The organism is Candidatus Limnocylindria bacterium, from assembly GCA_036523395.1.
GTDB lineage: Bacteria > Chloroflexota > Limnocylindria > P2-11E > P2-11E > CF-39.
The window spans coordinates 55,561-76,829 of the sequence record DATDEH010000072.1 but is presented as its reverse complement, the minus strand read 5'-3'; the positions used below and the strand labels follow the sequence as shown (position 1 = coordinate 76,829).

The following is a 21,269-nucleotide window of genomic DNA, read 5'->3' as shown; positions in this document are numbered from 1 at the left end:
CTGAGCCATACGGTCGTGCTCGGCGGCGGCATCTGCGGGCTCGCCGCCGGCTTCACGCTGGCCGAGCGCGGCGAGCGCGTCACGCTCCTTGAGGCGCAGGATTTCCTGGGCGGTCTCGCGACCACGCTGCGCGGATCGACCGATGCCGGCTTCGATTTCGGACCGCACGCGTATCACGCGCGCAATCAACGTGTGCTCGACATGTTCAAAGAGATCGCGTCGGACGGCTTCCCCGCGCAAGCGAAGAACGTGCGCATCAAGTTCCGCGGGAAGTACTACAAGTACCCGCTCGAGGCGATGGACATCGCGCGCAGCATGTCGCCCCTGCTCGCGGCGCGCGCGTTCTTCGACTACTTCGTCGAAGTCGTTCGCAAGCGCGTGCGGCCACGGAAGATCGTCTCGGCCGAGGACTGGGTCACGCAGGGCATGGGCAAGACCCTCTACGGGATGTTCTTCGGGCCGTACACGCAGAAGGTCTGGGGCATGCCGCCCTCGCAGCTCGCTGCGTCGTTCGCGCAGCACCGCATTCCGCAGATCAACCTGTGGAAGGTCGCTGTGAGCTCGTTCCGAAAGGGCCTCGACAAGATCACCGAGGGCGAGCACGAATACGCGCCTCTCGTCGTCCAGCTGTACTACCCGCCCAAGGGCGCGGGGCTCATCTCGCGACGGATGGCAGACCGCATCCGCGCGGCGTCGCCGGACAACCGCGTCGTGACCCGCGCGCTCGTCACCGGTCTCGAGGTCGCCGGCGACCGCGTCACCGCCGTGCGTTATCGGAAGGTCGCCTCGACAGCGACGGACGGGCAGCTCTGCCTCATCGCATCGGGCATCGAGCCCGGGCTAGCGCCGTACCACTTCGAGGGTCGGGAGGAGCGCGTCGAGTGTGACCGCGTGGTGAACACGCTGCCGCTCCCCTCCCTCATCGCACTGCTCGGTGATGGCGTGTCGCCCGCCGCACGAGAGGCGGCGAAGAAGCTCCGCTTCCGCGCGCTCACCATCGTCGGCCTGCGCTTCCGGAAGCCGAAGGTCCTCCCGGCACAGTCGGTCTACTTCCAGGACAAGACCTTCAACCGGGTTTCGGAGACGCGCAATTACGGCGGCACGGAGATCTGCCCGCCCGGCGAGACGGTGGTGCTATGCGACATCACCTGCGAGATCAACGACGCCATCTGGACGGCAACAGCCGACGAGCTCGGGAGGCGCTGCGCGAAGGAGCTGGCCGCGGAGGGCTTCTGCCGCGAAGAGGACGTCGCCGAGTCCGTCGTCCTGCGCGCGACGACCGGCTACCCCGTCTACATGGTCGGCTTCGAGGTCGCCATGCAGACCCTCATGGACCAGCTCATGCGCTTCGACGGCCTCGTGACAGGCGGCCGGCAGGGCCTCTACAAGTACGTTGACATGGACATCGCCTCGGAGATGGGGATCACCATGGCCGAGCACCTGCTCTCGGGACGGTCGAAGCGAGAGGCGATCGGTGCCGTCGAGTACGAGGAGCGCCTCTTCGCCTAGCGGCGCGGCCGCCGTGCCGTACAGTCAGGCCGTCACAAAACCGTCGTATCGGACGTTCTGGCGCTTGTGAGGCTCCTCACCTTTTTCCTGACCCTGCTGCTCTCCGTGAGCATCGTTCCGGCCGCGCAACCCGGCGGCGGGACCGCCGCGGCGCAGACCCTCGCCAACGGCTTCACCCTCGTCGGCGATTTCCGCGGCACCGGCGCGCAGGAGATCGCCTCGATCTACGACCCGAACGATGACTTCGGGCTCCGGATCGTCGTGCTCGACCGCGGCGCGGACGGCAAGTTCACCCACACCGAGTGGTTCCTCGAGGGCGCGAACCACTTCGACCTCTCGCGCATGAAGCCCGTCGCGGTCGACCTGAACGCCGACAAGAAGACCGACATCGCAGTTCTTTACAACGACGGCGGGCTCACCGTCCACATCGTCGTGTGGCTCTCGACCGGCAGCAACTTCGCTTACACCGGCAACGCCGGTTGGTGGCGCCACACGAACTTTGACTGGAACCGCGCGCAGGGCTTGCTCGCGGGGGTCTGGGATGGCACGCCGAAGACCGGACTCCTCATTCCCTACCAGCTCGACAACTTCCAGCTGAAGTTCCTGTACCTGATCGCCACCGGATCGGGTCTGTTCTACGCGGGCGACGGCGGCGCGTACGACTCGGGTCCCGGACAGGTCGATTCGACGAAGGCGCGCTTCCTCACGGGACACTTCACGCGCACCGACGGCGTCGACCAGGTCGCGATGATCTACCAGTACCCGAACTTCCGGATCGGCGTGCACGTCTTCGATCCCTCACCCCGCGGTATCCAGCCGATCGGCGGCTGGGCCGGGATGTGGATCTCGCCCGAAGGCTTCTTCGACATGACGAAGGCGAAGTGGGCGGCCGGGGATGTCGACGGCGACGGCAAGACCGACATCCTCACCATGTACTCCTACGCCGACGGCAGCAGTCGCGTGCATCTGATGTCGGCGGCCTCGCGCTTCTCTCTGCTGCAGGTGGGTGGCATCGCGACCTTGAGCGCGGCGACGCTGTCGTGGAGCAACACGGCACTCGTCGCCGGGGACTGGAACATGGATGGCAAGGCGGATGCGGCCACGGTAACGGCACTGGGTGACGGGACCACGCACGTCGGCGCGCTCAACAACACCGGGACGTCCGCTTTTGTATTCCAGCCCGACACCTGGATCACGCCGCCGAATGAGGTCCAGAAGCTCGCGTGCGTCTCGTGCTGGCCGCTGGACGGGATGCCCGTTGTCGCCGGCGGTCCGAATCCGCTGCGCCGGCCCCTGGCGGTGAAGATCGACAACGCGCCGACCGCGCGCCCGCACTACGGGATCAGTCAGGCCGACATGGTCATCGAGCTCCTTGTCGAGGGCTTCATCACGCGGCTCGCCGCATATTTCCACTCGCAGGATCCGGACACGATCGGCGCGGTCCGCAGCGTACGGTTCTCGGACCGGTACACGACGCCGATGGTCCGCGGCTCGCTCGTGTTCTCTGGCGCGTCGCAGCTCATGGAAGGTCTGGTGCGCGGCGACATCGAGCGAGGCGCCTACGTCGGCGTCTCGCCGCAGCTCGGACAGGGCAGCGCGTTCTATCGCACGAACGTCGACGGAAAGGTGGCCCCGCACAACCTGTTCACCTCTTCGCAGGCCCTGCGCGAAGCGACGGCGTCGGTCGGCGGCGGCGGTCCGGTCGACGTGCCGCGTTGGGACTTCCTCGCATCGCAGAATCACGCCGCGACGTCCGGGGGCTTCCTCGGCAGCATCCCGGCGAGCAACATCCTGATCCCCTATCGCCTCGACGCGCGTGTCCTCTATCACTACGACGCGACGTCGCACACCTATTCGCGCCTCCAGAGCGCGAGCAGCGCGCTGAACTACCGGCCCGAGATCGACGGCATGAACGGGCAGGCGATCGCGGCGCGGAACGTCGTGATCATCAACACCGACATCTGGGTCACCGACGTCATCGACGACGCGGGCGGCGCGCCGAGCCTCGACATGCGCCTCACCGGCGTCGGTAAGGCGAGCATCTTCCGCGACGGACTGCGCCAGGATGGGACGTGGTCGCGGGCGTCGTACACGGACGCGTTCGTCTTCACGAACTTCTACAACCAGAAGATCTACCTCTCGCCAGGGCAGACCTGGATCCACATCCTCCCTGCTGACTGGGACGTGCCCTCGAGCTAGCCGCGCTATCGACCGCAGCGGCGGCGAGTCCGACGTCGCGCCACTCCTCTCCTCGCTGCTGGCTACGCCGGCCCGCCGCCCACGGCACGCGCTCCGGTCGGGCCGGCTGGGCGCAGACGCTCGTCGAGGAGTGCCGCTCCGTCCAACCTCGCCCGCCCGTCCGATCGTCCGATCGCTGCTGCCTGTCGTTCCGGCACCCGGTAGCCTCGGGATGTGCCCCAGGCTGTCCCGGTTCTCGAGATCGGTGTTGTGTTGCTTGCCGCCGCTCTCGCGGGGGCCATCAGCAGGCGGCTGGGACTGCCGGCTGTACTCGGCTATCTCCTCGTCGGTCTTTTCGTTGGCCCTTTCACCCCTGGATACGTTGCCGACCGCCATCAGATCCAGGTCCTGGCGGACGTCGGCGTCGTCCTCCTGCTCTTCGAGGTCGGGATCGAGCTCGACCTGCGGGCGCTGCGTCGAGAGCCGCGCGGGATCCTGCTCGCCGTGCCGCTGCAGATCGCGATCGGCACGCTCGCGGGAGCGATCGCGTTCATGTGGCTCGGCACCGGCGTCCTCGGCGCGGTCACGCTCGGGCTCGCCGTCGCCCTCTCCAGCTCAGTCGTCGTCGTCAACATCACGCGCAGCCGGCGGCGTACGACGGACGCGGTGACCGATCGCGCGCTGGTCGTCTGGGCGATCCTTCAAGACGCGGTCACGCTCGTCGCGGCGACGATCCTGGCCGTCCTCCTCGCGCCGAGCGGCGATCCTGCCGCGCTGGCCTTCGGCAAGGCGTTCGCGTTCATCGGATTCGCGGCGGTCGCGCAGCTCGTCGCCCTGCCATGGCTACTCGCGCGCGTGCGCGAGCAGCCGGACATCTTCCTCATCGTCGCCGTTTCGGTCGCGCTCGCGAGCGCCGGCGCTGGCGCCGTGATCTTCGGCGTACCCGTCGCGCTCGCGGCATTCGTCGCGGGACTGCTCCTCTCGATCCGGCCAGAGGCGCAGGAGGCGCGGCGCGAGGTCCTGCCGTTCCGCGATCTCTTCGCGGTCATGTTCTTCGTCGCGATCGGCACGCTGGTGGAACCCGCGACGGTCGTGAGCGAGGCCGGCGTGCTCGGGCTCGTCCTCCTCCTCGTCGCGCTGAAGATCGTGACCATCAGCGGGCTCGCCGCGCTGTTCTCGGTGCCGGCGCGGCGCGCGCAGCTCGGCGTCGGCCTTGGTCAGATCGGCGAATTCAGCTTCGTCGTGATGGGCCTCGGCCTCGCCGCGGGCGTCGTGTCGTCCGGCCAGTTCAGCGCCGTACTCGCGGCCGCGGCGATCACGATCGCCGCGTCCGCGGTCGGTGCGCGTCTGTTCCCGAAAGCGACGGTTAGCTGATCAGCCGAGGAATCCGATGATCATGCCCTGCACGATCGCCGCGACGACGGAATAACCGGCGGTGATCGCGTAAAGGCGCGGGTGTCGTCCGGCGAATAGCACCTCGGCGAACATCGCGGTGGCGACGAAGCCGAGGCCCACGTAGAGGCCGATGATCGCACCGGCGGCGCCGCTGTTCGCCCCGGTCTGCGCAACGAACCAGGACATCGTGATCGCTTGGACGACCGCGGCGGCCGCGGTCATTGCGTAGAGGGGCCCCGTGGACATCCCCTCACCCATGTTGTGTCCTGAGAGCTTGGTCCAGCTCTTGCCGAAGGCCCAGGTTCCATACCAGAGCGTTCCGATGACCATGTTCGCGATGGCCGCGATGACGATGGCGAGCCAGTTCACCTTTCCCTCCTAAGCGTGACTTGCTCCCCTGGCGGGTAGGCTAAGGCAAGCGCACAAGTAACCGGCCATCCCGGGCCGTCATCCAGCGGGGCGCACCAGGCGCGGAACGAACATCCCCACCTCTCGCGCGTAGGCGTCGTACGCAGGCCCAAGCTCGGCACGCAGGAGCCGCTCCTCCGCGTACGCGCGAAGATAGAGGAGCGGGAGGCCGACGAGCAGCACGCCGAGGGTCAGAACGAGATTGCCCGACGCGAGGCATGCGCCGACCAAATGCGCGCCGAGGCCGAGGTAGACAGGATGGCGGACGAAACGGTAGGGGCCGTCCCTGACAACGACGTGGTCTCGATGCACTTCGGGCTCCAGATCGAACTGGCTCCCTAGGGTGAACGCCGCCCACAGCGCGACTGCCGCGCCGACGACGACGAGCACGATGCCGACATACACGATCAGTTCGCTGGGCGCGATCGTCGGGCCCGGTCGTGCGTCGAGGAACACATAGGGGACCCATGCGAACGCCGGTCCCCACCTCGCAAACCCACTCACTGCGCGCAGTGGAGTGCCGCGGGCACGTCGCGCGCGGCGTTGCACCTGCGATGCCGTGACGATGTACACCGTGAACGCGCCGACCGCAATCAGGGCCACGGCTTCTGGAGCCGGAGGAGTGCCCTGCTTGCACTCAGGCGGGTGCGTGGACCTACCGTGCGGGTATATCCGTGTCTCGAAGGTCGTCGCGCTGACGCCCCTGACAGAGAACAGCAGACCGCGGGCGCACGCATCAAAGTCGGTTAACCCTACGAGTACAAACCAACCTCGCGATCCAAGCTCCAGCCGGTAGAAGCTGACGACCTCTGACAGAGGCGCCGCTGTTCGATACACGCGGCTAAATCGAGCAACATCTCCGCCCCAGATGATGTCCAGTTGCGCCTCTGACTGGACTGAGCGCTCAACGCGTGCGCCAGGGAACGTGATGGACGCCTCGGGCTCGTGCGAGAGATCCGCCGCACTCAGACCGAAGACGAGAACGGACAGCGACGCCAGCAGCGCCCAGACGACCGCAGCCAGGAGTCCCACGACCGCGACGATCTCGAGATACGGGACGCGAATGCGCGTCGCCGACAGCACCGCCCACATCAACCCGACCAAGATCGCGAGCGCGACGACTATCTCGACGGAGGGATTCACGTGAACGATCGGCGCAAACGCTCCGCCGACAGGGCGTTGGAGCCATCTTCGTCATGACGGAAGTACGCATACACGTCCTTCCCTGAATCGAGGATCGCGCGAAGCCGCACCGCCCAGGCATCGACAACCTCGTCGGGATAACCGCTGCGACTACGCAGACGCGCGTATGCGAAGTCCGCTGTCGCACCGAGCGTCTCGACCGGAGACGGCGCCTTCTCCCCCTCCGCGTGCACCAGCGCGACGTTCGCCGCGCTCAGGAGGTCGTAGACCTCGGCCACGTACCAGGACGGATCGCGGACTTCGAGGACGCAGCGCAGATCGCGTGGTAGCGCGGCGAGGAACATCGCGAGCCGGTCGTCGTCGCGCCTCACCCACGGTGGGGTCTGGAAAAGGATCGGACCCAGACGCTTGCCGAGCGGCCGCGCGCGCTCGAAGAAGATCGGAAGCGTCTCCGCGGGCTCCCGCAGCTGCTTGCGGTGGGTGATCTGCTGCGACGCCTTGAGCGCGAAGATGAAGTCCTCAGGCGTCGCCCTGGTCCACTGCGCCACGTTCTTCTCGGTCGGGAGGTGATTGAAGGTGTAGTTGATCTCCATCGTGGCGAGCCGCGTCGCGTAATAGCTGAGAAAGGCTGCGCTCTTCGTGCCCTCGGGGTAGAACTTCGGCCGCCAGGTCGTGTACGACCAGCCAGAGGTGCCGACGAAGGCACGGCTGCTCACCGCCGGCTCATTCCTCGGCGCTCTTCACCGCGTGCTTTCCGAGGACCGCGTATGCGATGCCCGCGACGAGAGAGTTGGCGCGCTTCAAGTTGGCCAGCAGGTCGAGGTGGATGCTCGACGTGTCGATCGTCTCGCGCAGCCCCTCGTGCAGGCGCCGGATGTGCGTCTGGCGGAGCTGGCGCTCGAGGACATTCACGACGCTCTTGTGACGGATGATCTTCTCCGCGATGGTCGCGTCGTTCGAGGCGAGCGCGGACATCGCCAGCTCGAGGTTCTCGACCACCTTGGCGTGGAGCTGCCGGATCTCGGACCAGCCCTGCTGGCTGAAGACGTGGTGGCCCGCGATCTTCTTCGCCGCGAGCTCCATCAGATTCTTCTCGATGACGTCACCGATCTCCTCGAGATTGGCGATGACGAAGATGAGCGCCGTCTCGCGCTCCGCCTGCTCCTCGGTGAGCTGCTGCTGGCCAAGGCCGATGAGGAACTGCTTGATGTCCTCCTCGAGCTGGTCGATGACGTCGTCGCGCGCGACGACCTCGCGCATGAGCCGCTCGTCGTCGCGCTCGAGCACGGCGAGAGAGTCGCGCAGCGACTGCTGAACGATGTCGCCCATCCGCAGTGTCTCGCGCAGGGCCTGGCCGAGCGCGACCGCGGGTGTGTCGATCGTCTGCGTATTGAGGTAGATGGCGCCCGTCGACGTCGTCGTCCGGTCCGGCACGAGCCGCGTGAAGAGATCCGCCGCGACGTTCGTGAACGGGAGGAACACGGCCGCGAGGATCACGTTGAACAGCGTGTGGGCGTTCGCGATCTGGCGCGGCACATCGGGCGCGGTGCGGGAGACCACATCCGCGAAGAGGCCGGCGAACGGCACGAAGAGCGCCACGCCCACCACTTTGAAAGCCGCATGAGCCGCGGCGACGCGGAGCGCCTCGGCGTTCTGTCCGATGGCCGCGAACAGCGCTGTGGCGGCTGTCCCGATGTTCGCGCCGAAGATGATCGGGATCGCGCCGGTCAGTGGCATCAGGCCGCTCGCCGCGAGCGACAGCGCGAGACCGATCACCGCGGCGCTCGAGCGCACAAGAGCCGTGAAGATCGCCGCGACGAGGAACAGGATGAGCGGCTGGCCGGTGAGCGCGCTGAGGAGATCGCGGAACAGGGCGCTGCTCGCGAGTGGCGCCGTCCCGTCCGACACGAGCTTCATGCCCAGGAACAGGAATCCGAAGCCGAGCACCGCCTGGCCGATGTAGCGAAGTGTCCCGCGACCTACGGTCCACAGCAGCCAGCCAGCGAAGACGATCAGCGGCGAGACCGAGAGAAGATCGAAGGCGAGGAGCTGCACGGTCACGGTCGTTCCAACGTCGGCGCCGAGGATCACGCCGATGGTCTGCCGCAGCGAAAGCAGCCCCGCGGAGGCGAATCCGACCAGCATCACCGTCGTCGCGCTCGACGACTGGAGGACGGCCGTCACTCCTGCGCCGACGGCGAGCGCTTTGAAGCGGTTCCCGGTAAGCGTCGAAAGGAAGTGCCGCAGTCGTGTCCCCGCCGCGCGCTGGAGTCCTTCCCCGACCAGGCGCACGCCGTAAAGGAGGAGCGCGGTCCCACCCAGAAGAGAGAAGAGGACGAGATCGGCCGACGTCACCGGCGCAGTATCGCCGGGCAGCGCGCGCTCAGCGTGCGACGGTGAGCACGGTCCTTCCTGACGAGCCGGCCGCGAACACCACCACCGCGGCGTCGCCCTCGTTCGGCGGTGCCGCGAAGGAGATGCGGGTGTTGCCGAAGGCATCCGTCGCGGAGCTGCCGATCGTGACGACGCCGACCGACAGCGTCGCCAGCGCACCGCCCTTCGGGATGCCATTCTCGGTCACGCGTATCTGCGCACCGACGATCTCACCCGGTCGCACCTTCACGCGATCGAGCGTCACCGTGACGAGCGTTGCGGAGACGGTCGGCGCCCGCAGGGTCACATTCGCCTTCACCGTCGTTTCGTTCCCCGCACGGTCACGCGCGACCACCGTGATCGCGACCGGGCCGACCGGCGGCGTGAACGATTCGCTGAACGAGCCGTCCTGAGCGGGCACGATGGTCCGACCGTTGACCGTCACGGACGCGCCGACCTCGGCCTTCCCCTGCACGACGACGTTCGGTCCCTCGACTAGCGCGCCGTTCGCAGGTCCGAGCACGTCGAGCGTCGGCGGTTGCTTGTCGAGGATGACGGTGTAGGCGGAGCGCGCGATGACGTCCTTACCGGAGAGGAGCGTGAGGCCGATCGCGTTCGCTCCGTCTTTCAGCGTGAGCGTTGCGGCGAATGTGCCGGTCGGATCGAGCTCCGCGTTGGCGATGACCGCGGCGTTCAGCACGATCTCGACGCTGCGCCCCGGCGCGATCGCGAATGACGGGACGCGGCCGGAGATCTGCAGCTCCGAGTCGCGCGTGAAGTCAGGCAGGCCGTTGATGACCGGCTCCGCACTCACGACGTTGCCGCCGCCAGCCGGCAGCTCGATCTGGCCACTTCCGAGTTGACCGCCGATCGACTCGCCGACTCTCGCCGTGATCTGGCGGATCCCGTCGCCGATGGCGGAGCCGATGACCGGGCCGGTCAGGAGGAGGAAGACACCGGCGAGGATGAGGATCGCCGCGTCGAAGAGAGGCATGCGTTTGCGGAGACGCGGCGCGATGCCCACCGAGCGTGCTGTCGCTCGATATGTGTCGCGCGGGACGCGGGGACGACGCTCTGGAACTGCAGCTCCTGCCTTCACCGTTCCTCCGGCCAAGATAGCGAAAGGGCGCCGGCCCGATGGCCGCCGCCCTCCGCTGGTGGGTGGGATGAGGGGCTTTCAGTTCTAGCGGGCACCCCAAGGTGCCTAACGCGGCCTCGCCGCGTCCGTTTCGTCCTCCCCACAGGGTTTAGTGACGACTGACCCTGATGGCGCGACTGTACTCCGGCTTCTCCGGCTAATGCAAGTAGGCAAGGCGGGTGGGCAAGCACCAAGAGGGTCGACCGACACCTTTATGCGACACTCGAACAATGACCGACGAAAGCCGCATGAAGGCCCCCACACGCGGGCTCGAGGGCGTCGTTGCGACCACGACGGCGATCTGCAAGGTGGAGGACAACAGCCTCGTCTACCGCGGCTACTCGATCGACGAGCTCGCCACGAAGGCCGAATACGAGGAGGTCGCTTACCTGTTGCTGAACGGCGACCTGCCGACGAAGGAACAGCTCCGGGCCTTCAAGGCGGAGCTGGTGAAGCACCGCACGCTCTCGCCCTTCCTGCGTCAGATCCTGCAGGAGATGTCCGAGAGCGGTACGGCAATGGACGTTCTCCGCACGGTCACCTCTGCCTCCGCCGTCGAGGACCCCGCCGAGGGCGACAACTCCCAGGAAGCCGAGTACCGGAAGGCGATCCGGCTCACCGCGAAGCTGCCGACGATCCTCGCCAGCTACATGCGGCGCCGCCGCGGGGAACAGCCGATCCCTCCGGACCCATCGCTCGACCATGCCGCGAACTTCGCGCACATGGCCGGCGTCGACGTCCACCCGCGTGCCGCGGAGATCCTCAACACCTGCTTCATCCTGCAGGCAGAGCACGGCCTCAACGCATCGACCTTCACCGCGCGCGTCGTCGCAGGCACGAACGCGGACATGCACGCAGCCGTCACTGCGGCATTCGGCGCCCTCAAGGGCCCGCTGCACGGCGGCGCGACGGACGGCACGATGAAGATGCTCGATGAGATCGGGTCGCCCGATCATGTCGAAACGTTCGTCGACAAGGCCATCGCGACGAAGTACAAGTTCTCGGGCTTCGGGCACCGCGTCTATCTCACGGAGGACCCCCGCGGCAAGTACCTACGACGTTTCGCGATGGAGCTCTCGAAGGGATGGAAGGGCAAGCCGTACTTCGAGATCCAGGAGCGACTGGCGAAAGCGATCGCCGATCGGCGACCGAAGATGTCACCGAGCGCCGCCGCGAAGGTCAACGTCGTGAACGTCGACTACTACGCAGCGACGACCTACACGTTCCTAGGCATCCCCGCCGATCTCGGCACGTCGATCTTCGCGCTCGGACGCATCGCCGGCTGGAGCGCGCACATCATGGAGCAGCACGGCGACAATCGGCTCATCCGGCCTGAGTCCGAGTACACCGGACCCTCAGGAAAGCGCTACATCCCCATCGCGGAGCGCTAGCCGACTCTTCGACGCCGCCGTCAGCGCGCGCACCAAGTCGTCCCAGGTGACTGGACCGAAGATGACCTGCCGCACGATGTGATCGCTGTCGAGCACGAACGTTTGCGGCAGAAGGCCCGGCGAGATGTCCTTCAAGACGCTGGTGCTGCCGATGAGCGGTCGGAGGCGCCGGTAGTCCTTGGCCACGTCGAGCGCCGACGCCTCGGTCTCGTCCACGCCGATCGCGATGATCTCGATCCGCGAGCCGACCGTGACATCGGAGAGCAGCGCGAGCTGCTGCGTGCACACCACGCACGGTCGCGTCCATGTCGACACGAGGACAAGGCTCGCGCCCAGATAGTCCAGCGACTGCGGCGCGCCATCCTTCATGCGCCACGCGAGCTCCATCTTCCGACCGACGGAGGCGTTCCTCGCAACGCGGATGGTCCCGACGGCGGTGTTCACAGACGTCGCCGTGACCTGTGGGCGTGCGGGCGCGGCTCGCGCGGCGATCCCGTCCAGCACATACGGGGTGCCGTCCTCATCGAACACCAAGAAACGGCCGCGCGACAGCGCATAACCGGCGGTCTGCAGCAGCCGCCCGACGTCGGCTTCGTGCCACTCATCGTCGTGTTCGATGTCGAGAACACGCACCCACGTGCGGCCCGGGGTGGCCACGAGGATCGCGCCGGACATCGTCGTGGGTTGACCGCCGTCGTCATCGGCGATCGTCACGAGCGGCCGCGTGATCCCCGTGGTGATGTCGTATGCGCCGAGTGCGCCTCCGATCGCGTAGGTCAGCGCTTCGTGGGCGCTGAGCCGGATATACAGCGGCACGCCGGACGGATACGCGCGCAGCTCGCGGGCGACCAGCGTGCGGTCCGCGACGTTGTTCTGCACCGTGCCGGGGAACGGACCGTCGGCCTGGATGGAGAACACGGTCGCCGCGCCGTCAGTGGTGCGGGCGCCGGGCGCGATGTCCAGTGCATGCACCCCGCCCGGAAGTCCGAGCGGGACGCGATAGTGGCTTCCGTCTAGTCCGGCGGCGTCCAGCGCGTCACCGCCCGCCCAGTACACGACATGACCGTCCGCGTCCCAGCTGAGGACGTGCAGCTGCGCGGACGCGGTCGCGAGCTCGCGCGGCGCGCCACCCACGCGCGGGATCGCGATGACCGTCGACGGACAGCAGGGCGTGTCGAACGCGAGGTAGGCGCCATCGGGTGAGACCAGCTGACCTTCTGCGCGCGGGTAGCCGACGCGATGCGCGAGGGCGTGCTCGCTCCCATCAGGCTCGAGGACCGAGATGTCGAGGAGATACGCGCCGCCCGGTTCCTTCTCGATGCGTCGTCCGATAAGGACGCCCGACGAGTCGGGCAGCCAGAACGGATTCATCCCGATCTCGCCGAGCTTCAGGCTGGCGAGGGTCCGTCCCCCGAGGTCGTAGATCGTGTGCACGAAACCCTCGCGCTCGACGACGAGCACCAGCTCCCCGTTCGGCGACACGCGGATGCCCTGCTCGCCGAACTTCGCCGCGACGGGGAGCTTCGAAAGGACCGGACCGGTCGGCGGCGCGGTGCGCGCCGATGACGCGGGAGGGTCGCTCGGACGCGACGGCTCCGGTGTGCTGCACGAGATCAACAGCACGGCAAGGGCTGCGAGAGCGGTCAGTGCACGCATACCTTCTATACCAACGTACGCCAGGCTCGTATGCGCATCAGAGCTGTGTCCATTCGGGGCATGGTCAGCGCGAGCGAATGCCCTCGAAGCATTTCGCGTTTTCCCAGCGGCACTGTTCGATCGCCCGGATCACGAGCGGATCCGGCGCGACCGCGAAGACCATGCCGATGATCCGGTGGGTCGCCTCCTGCCGCTGTTCGAAGTTCACGTCGAAGCCGAGGAGCTCGCCGGTGTGCTCGCCGTTCGGCGCGACGTAGAACGCGGTGTCTTTGAGCGTCGTCGCGACGGTCGTCTCCGAAGTGCACGCGCGTCCATCGTCGCCGAAGCGGATGACGGTGAAGCCGCCGCGCCGCGGCAGGACCGCGCACGAGTCGAGCGCGTACTGCAGCACGACGTAGCCACGGTAGCCGTCCGGGATCTCGAGCTGGAGTGGCAGCTGCGGTGGTGGCTGTGTGCTCAGCGCTGACGGCAGCTGCACGTGCTGGCACGCGATCGCCAGGAGCAGCGGTAGTGCAACGGCTATTCGTCGTAACACGCGAGCACCGCATCCCACGCCAGCTCTGAGGCGACGACACCGAGGCTGACCTCATCGAGTGCAGGATCGTCCACGGCTTGCGTCGAGCACGCGTACAGGATGTCGCCGTCCCATCGCGCGTGGAATGGCTGGATCGCGCGCGCCATCGACGCGTGCACCTGTCGTGCGATCGATCGCAGCTGCAGCGCGTCGAGTCGTTGGTCGGTCACGACGCACGTCAGCGTCGTGTTGCGCGAGCGCGGCTCGGCCGGCGGGTAGTACGCGCCGGTGGCGCTCACGATGTCGGCCGCATGCTGGCGCCGACCCTGGACGTCGCGGTTCCCGCGCACGACCTTTCCCGCGCGGTCGACGATCGCTCCATACGCATTCACGACGGTGAACACCGCGATGCGCGTCTTGCCGACGACGCGGAACGCGCCGCCCTGTCCCGAAAGCTCCGCCGAGTCGCCGTGGCCGGCGGTGGCAGAGCAGCCGGCGCCGACCGCACCCATCGGGAAGGCACCCGGTCGCAGCGCGCGCACGGCCGCGCGGCCCAGCTCCTTGTCGGGATAGATCGCGTTCTGGCGCCGGCGGTAGTCGAAGATGATCGCGCCGGAGACGAGCGCGATGTCCGTCAATTTCGTGGAGTAGCCGCGCTTCGCGAAGAGCTCGGCGGCCACGCCCGTCGACGCCTCCAGCCCATAGAGCGAGCCGCCGGCGAAGCAGATCGCGTTGATGACCGTGAGGTACTCGCCATTGATCCCCGGCGATCCACCGCGCACGTCGATCTGCATCGACGCGATCTTCGGGAAGTGGAAAACGGTGCAGCCCGTCGGTCCTTCCGCGTACTGGGCCGCGCCGACCTCGAGGCCCGGGAAGTCGAACTCGAGAACGCGGCCGCCCTGCGGGATGCGTGGCACAGGATGCGTCGTGTCGTTGGTGATCGGGCCGGCCACGAGTGCGAGGGTAGCGCTAGCCCCGCAGCCGCTCCCTTAAGGCGGAGTCGGTCGCGATGCGCACCGCGGCGGCGGCAAGGATCTCCGCCGTGATCATCGCGTTTCGATGGGCAAGGTCCGTCGCCGACGAGTCGCGCATCACATGCGAGTGGCCGGGGATCGACTCCTCGCTGACCGGGAACCCGATGTAGTCCGCCGGTGCCACCTGCGACACGTTGCCAAAATCGGTCGACGCGAGGACGAATTTGCCCCGCACGGTCGGAAGGTCGCGGCGCTTCAGCTCATCCGCCAGGAGGTCGCCGACCTGCGCGCTCGGCTTCACCGGCGCGTACATGCGCATGTCATCGACGATGTCCACGGTCGTTCCCGTCTGCATCGCGGCACCCTTTGCCATCTCCGCGAAGGTGCGCTGCATCGCGTCGAGCTGCTCCTTGGTAGCGGCACGAAGGCCGATGTCGCACTCGGCGAGCTCCGGGATGATGTTCTGCGCCGCGCCGCCTTTGGTGATGATCCCGTGGACGCGCGTGTCGGCGGGCAGGTGCTGCCGCCACCCGTCGATCGCGACGAAGAGCCGGATCGCCGCAGAGAGCGCGTTGCGACCGAGGTGCGGCGAGAACGCCGCGTGCGCGGCAACACCGTGGAAGGTCACGCGTTTGGTGACGACGCCCAGCGAGCTCCCGCCGAACTCCCAGTCCGGATCGCCCGACGGGTGCGACGAGAGGACCGCGACCGACTCGCCGAAGACGCCGGCGTCGATAAGGTCGATCTTGCCGCCGCCGCTCTCCTCGGCCGGTGTGCCGATCAGCTCGACGCCGACCTTCAGCTCCTTCGCGCGCTCCGCGACCAAGAGGAACGCGCCGACGTTCGACATCGCGATGAGGTTGTGTCCGCAGGCGTGCCCGATCTCCGGTAGGGCGTCGTACTCGGCAAGGAGGGCGACGGCAGGACCCGCGGGTCCGACCCGCGCGCGGAAGGCGGTCTCGACGCCGCCGAGCTGCTGTTCGACCCTGTGGCCGTGACTCGCGAGGAGCGCGGCGATGTTCTTCACCGCGGTTCGCTCCTGATATGCGAGCTCCGGGGTGCTGTGGATCGCGCGTGAGAGCGCGACCAGCTCCGTGCGCAGCGCGTCGGCCCTCATGCCATCACCTTCGCGCCATCCTGGATCGATCGGCGAAGCGACGCATCCGATGCGACCCGGTGCGCCGCTGCGCCCAGCGCGTCTGCGACGAGCAGCGCGTTCCGGTGGGCGAGGTCGCTCGCGCTCGCGTCGCGCATCGCATCGGAGTGCCCCGCGATCGGACGCTCCGTCACTGGGAACCGGATCCAGTCGGTCGGCACCTTCTGCGACACGTTGCCGAGATCGGTCGATGCGGTCACCAGGACGCCGCGCTCCGCGTCGACGCCGCGACGCCGCAGCTCTTCGGCGACGACGTCACCGAGCCGGAGATCCGCGGCGACCGGCGCGTAGAGCGGCAGATAGTCGGTGATCTCCGCTGTGGTGCCGGTCTCGAGCGCCGCACCCTGCACGACATCGGTGAACGTCGCGACCATCGCCTGCAGGGTCGCGAGATCCTTCGCGCGCAGCCCGAACTTCGCCTCGGCGCGCGCGGGATCACGTTCACCGCATCGCCGCCGTGCGTGATGATCCCGTGCACGCGACTGTCGGGCGGGAGATGCTGCCTCCAGGCATCGATGCCGGTGAAGAGACGGATCACTCCGTTGAGCGCGTTCCGTCCGCGCTCGGGCGACGAGCCGGCGTGGGACGCCGCTCCGCGGTAGATGACGCGCTTGCCGACGATGCCGAGGCCCGTGCCGCTCACGCCCCAGCTCCCCTGCGCCGCGGGATGGCTCGAAAGCGCGAACGCGACGTCGTCGAACACCCCTGCGCCGAGCAGGTCGATCTTCCCGCCACCGTCCTCTTCCGCAGGCGTGCCGATGAGCTCGATGGCCATCCCGATATCGTCCTCGGCCGCCGCATGCAAGAACGCGCCGACGTTCGTCATGGCGATAAGGTTGTGACCACAGCCGTGGCCGACTCCCGCAAGCGCGTCGTACTCCGCGATGAGCGCGACCGAAGGGCCGGGCGGACCCACGCGGGCCCGAAGTGCCGTCTCGAGGCCACCGATACCCATCTGAACCTCGTGCCCGTGGCGCTGAAGCAGCGCCGCGATCCGTGCTGCGGCGCGACGCTCCTGATAGGCGAGCTCCGGATCGGCATGGATCTCGCGGGAGAGTTGGATCAGCTCGTCGGCAAGCGGAGAGGAGATCGGCTTCACGACGCTGTATACTGTCCTATAGCGACTTTTCCCCTATTGGCTTCTGCCGGGCGCGAGCGCACCTCGAATGCGCCCCCCGGTCCTCACAGGACGTAAGCAGTAGCGCCAGCACACACCAGCAAGGAGCAACACACCGCTTGGACACCCCAGAGCCCACCCAACCACAGACACCCGAACCGAGCCCCACCGCGGCGGCGACCCCCACGACCAGCGAAACGAATGGCGCGGGCGGTCCCAGCAACGGCCCGACGAACGGGCCCGCCGCACCGGCCACGCGCCGCGAAGCGCCACCGCCGGCGCCCCGGGGTGGGGGCCCCGGTTCAGCGAGCGAAGCGAGCGTGCGCAAGTACTACACGATCACAGAGCTGAACGAGGCGAAGCCGAAGGAGATGCTGGCGATCGCCAAGGAGTTCGGCGTCACTGACATCACACCCGCGACGCTCAAACCGGAGCTCATCACCCGCATCCTTCAGGCGCAGACCGAGGCCCAGGGGAACATCTTCGCCCAGGGCATCCTCGAGATCGTCGAGGACGGCTTCGGCTTCCTCAGGCGCCGCAGCCTCCTTCCCTCACCCGACGACGTGTACGTCGGCTCGAGTCAGGTGCGCCGTCTTGGTCTGCGTACTGGCGACTACGTCACCGGGCAGACCAGACCACCGAAAGACAATGAGAAGTACTTCAGCCTGCTGCGCGTCGAGGCCGTCAATGGCGTCGACCCCGAGGTCGCGAAACGGCGACCGCTCTTCGAGGCGCTCACGCCGGTGTTCCCCGACGAGATGTTCGACCTCGAGATCGAGGGCGCAAACCTCAGCCAGCGGCTCATCAACCTCGTGAATCCCCTCGGCTTCGGACAGCGCGCGCTCATCGTGTCGCCACCGAAGGCTGGCAAGACGACGCTGCTCAAGGACATCGCGAACGGCATCGCGGGCAACCATCCCGACGTACACATCATGGTCGTGCTCGTCGGCGAGCGACCTGAGGAAGTGACGGACATCCGCCGCTCGATCAAGGGCGAGGTGTTCTCGTCCACCTTCGACGAGCCGACGGAGAACCACACGCGCGTCGCAGAGCTTGCGCTCGAGCGCGCGAAGCGACTCGTCGAGACGGGACGCGACGTCGCGATCCTCCTCGACTCCGTGACGCGACTGGCGCGCGCGTACAACCTCGCCGTCCCGCCTTCCGGCCGAACGCTCTCCGGTGGCATGGACCCGGTCGCGCTCTACCCGCCGAAGCGCTTCTTCGGTGCGGCCCGCAACATCGAGGGCGCGAACGGGCAGGCCGCCGGATCGCTCTCGATCTTCGCGACCTGTCTCGTCGACACCGGCAGCCGTATGGACGACGTGATCTACGAAGAGTTCAAGGGCACCGGAAACTCCGAGATGATCCTTGACCGCAAGCTGCAGGAACGCCGCACGTTCCCGGCGATCAACATCCCAGCGTCGGGCACGCGCCGCGAGGAAATGCTCCTCTCGCCCGAGGTCATGAAGCAGGTGATCCTGCTGCGCAAGATGCTCTCGGCGGTCGGTCAGATCGAAGGCACCGAGCTTCTGCTGCAGCGGCTCGGCAAGACGAAGACGAACAAGGAATTCCTCGCTTCGATCGCCAAGGCCATGGAGGCCGACAGCAAGAGTTAGCGGAACTTTGAGCCCCTGACACGTGCTAAGGCTCGCTTGACTGGACGATTAAGGTCAGTAATGTGCGGTTGGTCGGGACCGCAGGCATGGCCAGTGGACGTAGCCGCAGGATTCCGCTCAGCTTCTACCTAGTCGGTCTCTTGGTCCTATTTCTCTGCACTGCCGCGGGTGCCGCATTGGTCGTCCGCGCCCAAGGCCTGCAGGACGCGGAGCGAACTGGTCGACAGGAAGCGATGTTCGCCGCAGATCTTGCGGCGTCGGAAGTGACGAGCGCGTTGGGCGGGATCGAGGAGCTCGTGACCGGGACCGCGGCGAACCCGGCCAGCGCGTCGCTCTTCGTGCCGGGCGCAGCGTGCAACGTCGGCTCCGGCCCGATCGGCGTCCTCCAGCAGACCCGCCTGGATTTCGTCTTGCCCCGCGGCGGCATCACCTGCTCCAGCGCCGGGTCCACGCCGATCGGCGTGTCGCACAGCGGCGCGGCGTGGCTGACCGAAGCGCTGCGCGGAGCGGTGTTCGCGGCGCCGGTCATCGATCTCCGCACCGGCCGCACCAGCGTCGTGACCGCGGCGCCATTCAAAGACGTGGGCGTCGTTGCCGCCTTCGCGGACCTCAGCGACCTGGGGCCGACGCTGGCCAAGCGCTTCGGAGGTCCGCGCAAGCTCGAGTTCGTGGTGACCACCCCGGACGGCAGGACGGCACTGACGCGCTCGGTGGACGCGGTGCGCTGGTCCGGCACAGCGATCGAAGGCACGGCCTTCGCGAACGCGTCTCAGTCGACCCGCCTGGATCTTGACGGCGCCACGCGCGTGTACGGAGAGGCGACGGCCGGAGCCCGCGGCTGGAAGGTCTACGCGGGTGCCGAGGAACGCGAAGTAGCCGCGAGCGCCGACAGCCTATTCAGTCAAGAGCTGGTCGTGATCGCTGTCGGCCTGGTCGCGATCCTCGTCGGCACACTGTTCGTGTATCGGCGAGTCGTCGGTCCGTTGACCGCGCTCAGCCGCGCCGTCGGTGGCGTGATCGACCCGACCTTGGCGGATCCGGTCGGCGTGAAGGGTCCTGGGGAGATCGCGCGGCTTGCCGAGAACTTCAATGAGCTACTTGCCACGGTCAAAGAGCAACTCGCCGAGCATCGGCGCGACGAAGCCAACGCCCGCGCGATGCTCGATGCGTCTCTCAGCGCCATCGTCGGCATGGATGGAGACGGCAATGTCGTCGAGTGGAGTCGACAGGCAGAGGCGACGTTCGGTTGGTCTAGAGACGAGGTGATGGGCCAGCCGCTGGTCTCGTTGATCGTGCCCGAGCGTTACCGCGCCCGACACAACGCCGGTCTCGCCGAGTACCGGCGGACCGGTGCGGGACCTTTCCTGGGAAAACGACTCGAGCTCGAAGGCTGCACGCGCGATGGTCGCGAGATCGCCATCGAGCTGTCGATCACCCCGGCCGAGACTCCAACCGGTCACCTCTTCACCGCGTTCATCCGCGACATCACCGAGCGGAGGACAGCGGAGGAGCAGCGCCTCACACTCGAGGAGCGCCTCCGGCAGTCCGAACGCCTCGAAGGTATCGGCCGTCTCGCCGGTGGGATCGCCCACGACTTCAACAACATCCTTGCGGTGGTCATGAACTACTCGCAGTTCGTGGAGGACACGCTGCCCGCGGACAGCCCGGTACGCGACGACGTCGTCCAGATCCGCCTTGCGGCAGAGCGCGGCGCGACATTCACACGGCAGCTCCTCACATTCGCGCACCGCGGCGCCGTCAATCCACAGGATGTGCAGCTCAACGCGGTCCTCACTGAGCTTCGATCGATGCTGCGGAGGACGATCCCGAAGAGCGTGGCCATCGACCTGCACCTCGCCCCCGATCTTTGGACGATCGAGATCGACGTGGGACAGCTCGAGCAGCTCCTCCTGAACCTCATCATGAACGCGGCCGACGCGATGCCGGACGGCGGCACGGCAGTCCTTGTGACGACGAATGTGGAGTTCAACGGCGACGTGCCCGGCGGGCTGACCTCGGGGCGATACGTTCGGCTCGATGTGACCGACACCGGCTACGGGATGTCGAAGGACGTGATCGCACGTGCCTTCGAGCCGTTCTTCACGACGAAGCCAAAAGGAAAGGGAACCGGGCTCGGTCTCGCGACGGCGTACGGGATCGTCCAGCAGGCACACGGCGCGATCTCGATCCAATCCGTCGTCGGGCGCGGCACGTCGGTGCACGTGCACATCCCAGCGAGGACGGGTGTGCGGGCGGAACTCGACGACATCCGGACGGCGCCCTCCCCGCAATCCGCGCCGAGTGCGGCGATGATCCTGGTCGTCGAGGATGAGGCCGCCGTGCGCAAGTCGGTCGTACGGATCTTGTCCGACCGCGGTTACAGCGTGCTCCAGGCCCCGGGAACAAAGGTCGCCATCGAGCTCGCGACCATGTGGCTGGGGCCGGTCGATCTGTTGCTGACCGACATCGTGATGCCCGAGATGTCCGGGGACGAGCTGGCGCGCGAGCTGCGCAAGGCACGGCCGCACCTCCGCGTGGTGTATATGACCGGCTACAGCGGGGGTCTCGACACTGCGACGCTTCGGATCGATGGCGCCATCGTCCAAAAGCCTTTCACGCGTGACTCCCTTCTCGTCGCCGTCGAGGAGGCGCTCGCCACCAAGGCTTGACCGCAAGGGCGAGCCGTAACAGGAGACGA

17 protein-coding genes are annotated in these 21,269 nt (G+C 67.4%); 7 read left to right on the top strand and 10 right to left on the bottom strand.

The annotated features are described in order from the left end of the window. Positions 1-15 precede the first annotated feature (15 nt). The 3 genes from VI056_09550 to VI056_09540 all read left to right on the top strand — a co-directional run bounded on the left by VI056_09550 (position 16) and on the right by VI056_09540 (position 5,061). A complete protein-coding gene (locus VI056_09550) occupies positions 16-1,509 on the top strand; it encodes an FAD-dependent oxidoreductase (GenBank protein HEY6203277.1) in 1,494 nt (497 codons plus the stop codon). 105 nt (positions 1,510-1,614) lie between these two features. After that, complete coding sequence (locus VI056_09545) at positions 1,615-3,708, top strand: DUF3048 domain-containing protein (protein ID HEY6203276.1); 2,094 nt, start codon at positions 1,615-1,617, stop codon at positions 3,706-3,708. 213 nt (positions 3,709-3,921) lie between these two features. After that, on the top strand, positions 3,922-5,061 hold the full coding sequence (locus tag VI056_09540; GenBank protein ID HEY6203275.1) for a cation:proton antiporter: 1,140 nt from the start codon (positions 3,922-3,924) through the stop codon (positions 5,059-5,061). On the opposite strand, the gene VI056_09535 is transcribed toward VI056_09540, so the two are convergent. The 5 genes from VI056_09535 to VI056_09515 all read right to left on the bottom strand — a co-directional run bounded on the left by VI056_09535 (position 5,062) and on the right by VI056_09515 (position 10,000). Further along, complete coding sequence (locus tag VI056_09535; GenBank protein ID HEY6203274.1) at positions 5,062-5,451, bottom strand: DUF1761 domain-containing protein; 390 nt, start codon at positions 5,449-5,451, stop codon at positions 5,062-5,064. A gap of 78 nt (positions 5,452-5,529) precedes the next feature. Beyond that, on the bottom strand, positions 5,530-6,633 hold the full coding sequence (locus tag VI056_09530; GenBank protein ID HEY6203273.1) for an isoprenylcysteine carboxylmethyltransferase family protein: 1,104 nt from the start codon (positions 6,631-6,633) through the stop codon (positions 5,530-5,532). Then, a complete protein-coding gene (locus VI056_09525) occupies positions 6,630-7,349 on the bottom strand; it encodes a DUF72 domain-containing protein (protein HEY6203272.1) in 720 nt (239 codons plus the stop codon). The genes VI056_09530 and VI056_09525 overlap by 4 nt, the downstream gene beginning before the upstream one ends. Positions 7,350-7,356: 7 nt before the next feature. After that, positions 7,357-8,988 carry a Na/Pi cotransporter family protein gene (locus tag VI056_09520; protein HEY6203271.1) on the bottom strand — a complete coding sequence of 544 codons (1,632 nt, stop codon included), beginning with the start codon at positions 8,986-8,988 and terminating at the stop codon, positions 7,357-7,359. A 28-nt stretch (positions 8,989-9,016) separates the two neighbouring features. Continuing rightward, complete coding sequence (locus VI056_09515) at positions 9,017-10,000, bottom strand: hypothetical protein (GenBank protein ID HEY6203270.1); 984 nt, start codon at positions 9,998-10,000, stop codon at positions 9,017-9,019. Between the two features lie 374 nt (positions 10,001-10,374). Between VI056_09515 and VI056_09510 the strand changes: the two genes are divergently transcribed. Continuing rightward, positions 10,375-11,535, top strand: a complete 1,161-nt coding sequence (locus tag VI056_09510) for a citrate/2-methylcitrate synthase (protein HEY6203269.1) — start codon at positions 10,375-10,377, stop codon at positions 11,533-11,535. Here VI056_09510 and VI056_09505 read toward each other — a convergent pair. From VI056_09505 to VI056_09485, 5 genes are all read right to left on the bottom strand, one after another. After that, entirely contained in the window at positions 11,500-13,191 is a 1,692-nt protein-coding gene (locus VI056_09505; protein HEY6203268.1) for a hypothetical protein, read from the bottom strand. The genes VI056_09510 and VI056_09505 overlap by 36 nt on opposite strands. A gap of 64 nt (positions 13,192-13,255) precedes the next feature. Beyond that, positions 13,256-13,669, bottom strand: coding sequence for a hypothetical protein (locus VI056_09500; protein HEY6203267.1), 414 nt, complete (start codon positions 13,667-13,669; stop codon positions 13,256-13,258). Positions 13,670-13,710: 41 nt separating this feature from the next. Next, positions 13,711-14,661, bottom strand: coding sequence for a P1 family peptidase (locus VI056_09495; GenBank protein HEY6203266.1), 951 nt, complete (start codon positions 14,659-14,661; stop codon positions 13,711-13,713). 16 nt (positions 14,662-14,677) lie between these two features. Further along, complete coding sequence (locus VI056_09490) at positions 14,678-15,799, bottom strand: amidohydrolase (GenBank protein HEY6203265.1); 1,122 nt, start codon at positions 15,797-15,799, stop codon at positions 14,678-14,680. Further along, positions 15,796-16,212 (bottom strand): hypothetical protein, encoded by a 417-nt coding sequence (locus tag VI056_09485; protein ID HEY6203264.1) that lies wholly within the window; start codon positions 16,210-16,212, stop codon positions 15,796-15,798. Before VI056_09485 ends, VI056_09490 begins: the two co-directional genes overlap by 4 nt. Positions 16,213-16,295: 83 nt before the next feature. Here VI056_09485 and VI056_09480 point away from each other — a divergent pair, with 83 nt between their 5' ends. From VI056_09480 to VI056_09470, 3 genes are all read left to right on the top strand, one after another. After that, a complete protein-coding gene (locus VI056_09480; protein HEY6203263.1) occupies positions 16,296-17,033 on the top strand; it encodes a hypothetical protein in 738 nt (245 codons plus the stop codon). Positions 17,034-17,275: 242 nt separating this feature from the next. Then, positions 17,276-18,571 (top strand): transcription termination factor Rho, encoded by a 1,296-nt coding sequence (rho, locus tag VI056_09475; protein HEY6203262.1) that lies wholly within the window; start codon positions 17,276-17,278, stop codon positions 18,569-18,571. A 263-nt stretch (positions 18,572-18,834) separates the two neighbouring features. Further along, on the top strand, positions 18,835-21,240 hold the full coding sequence (locus tag VI056_09470; GenBank protein HEY6203261.1) for a PAS domain S-box protein: 2,406 nt from the start codon (positions 18,835-18,837) through the stop codon (positions 21,238-21,240). The last annotated feature ends 29 nt before the right edge of the window (positions 21,241-21,269 follow it).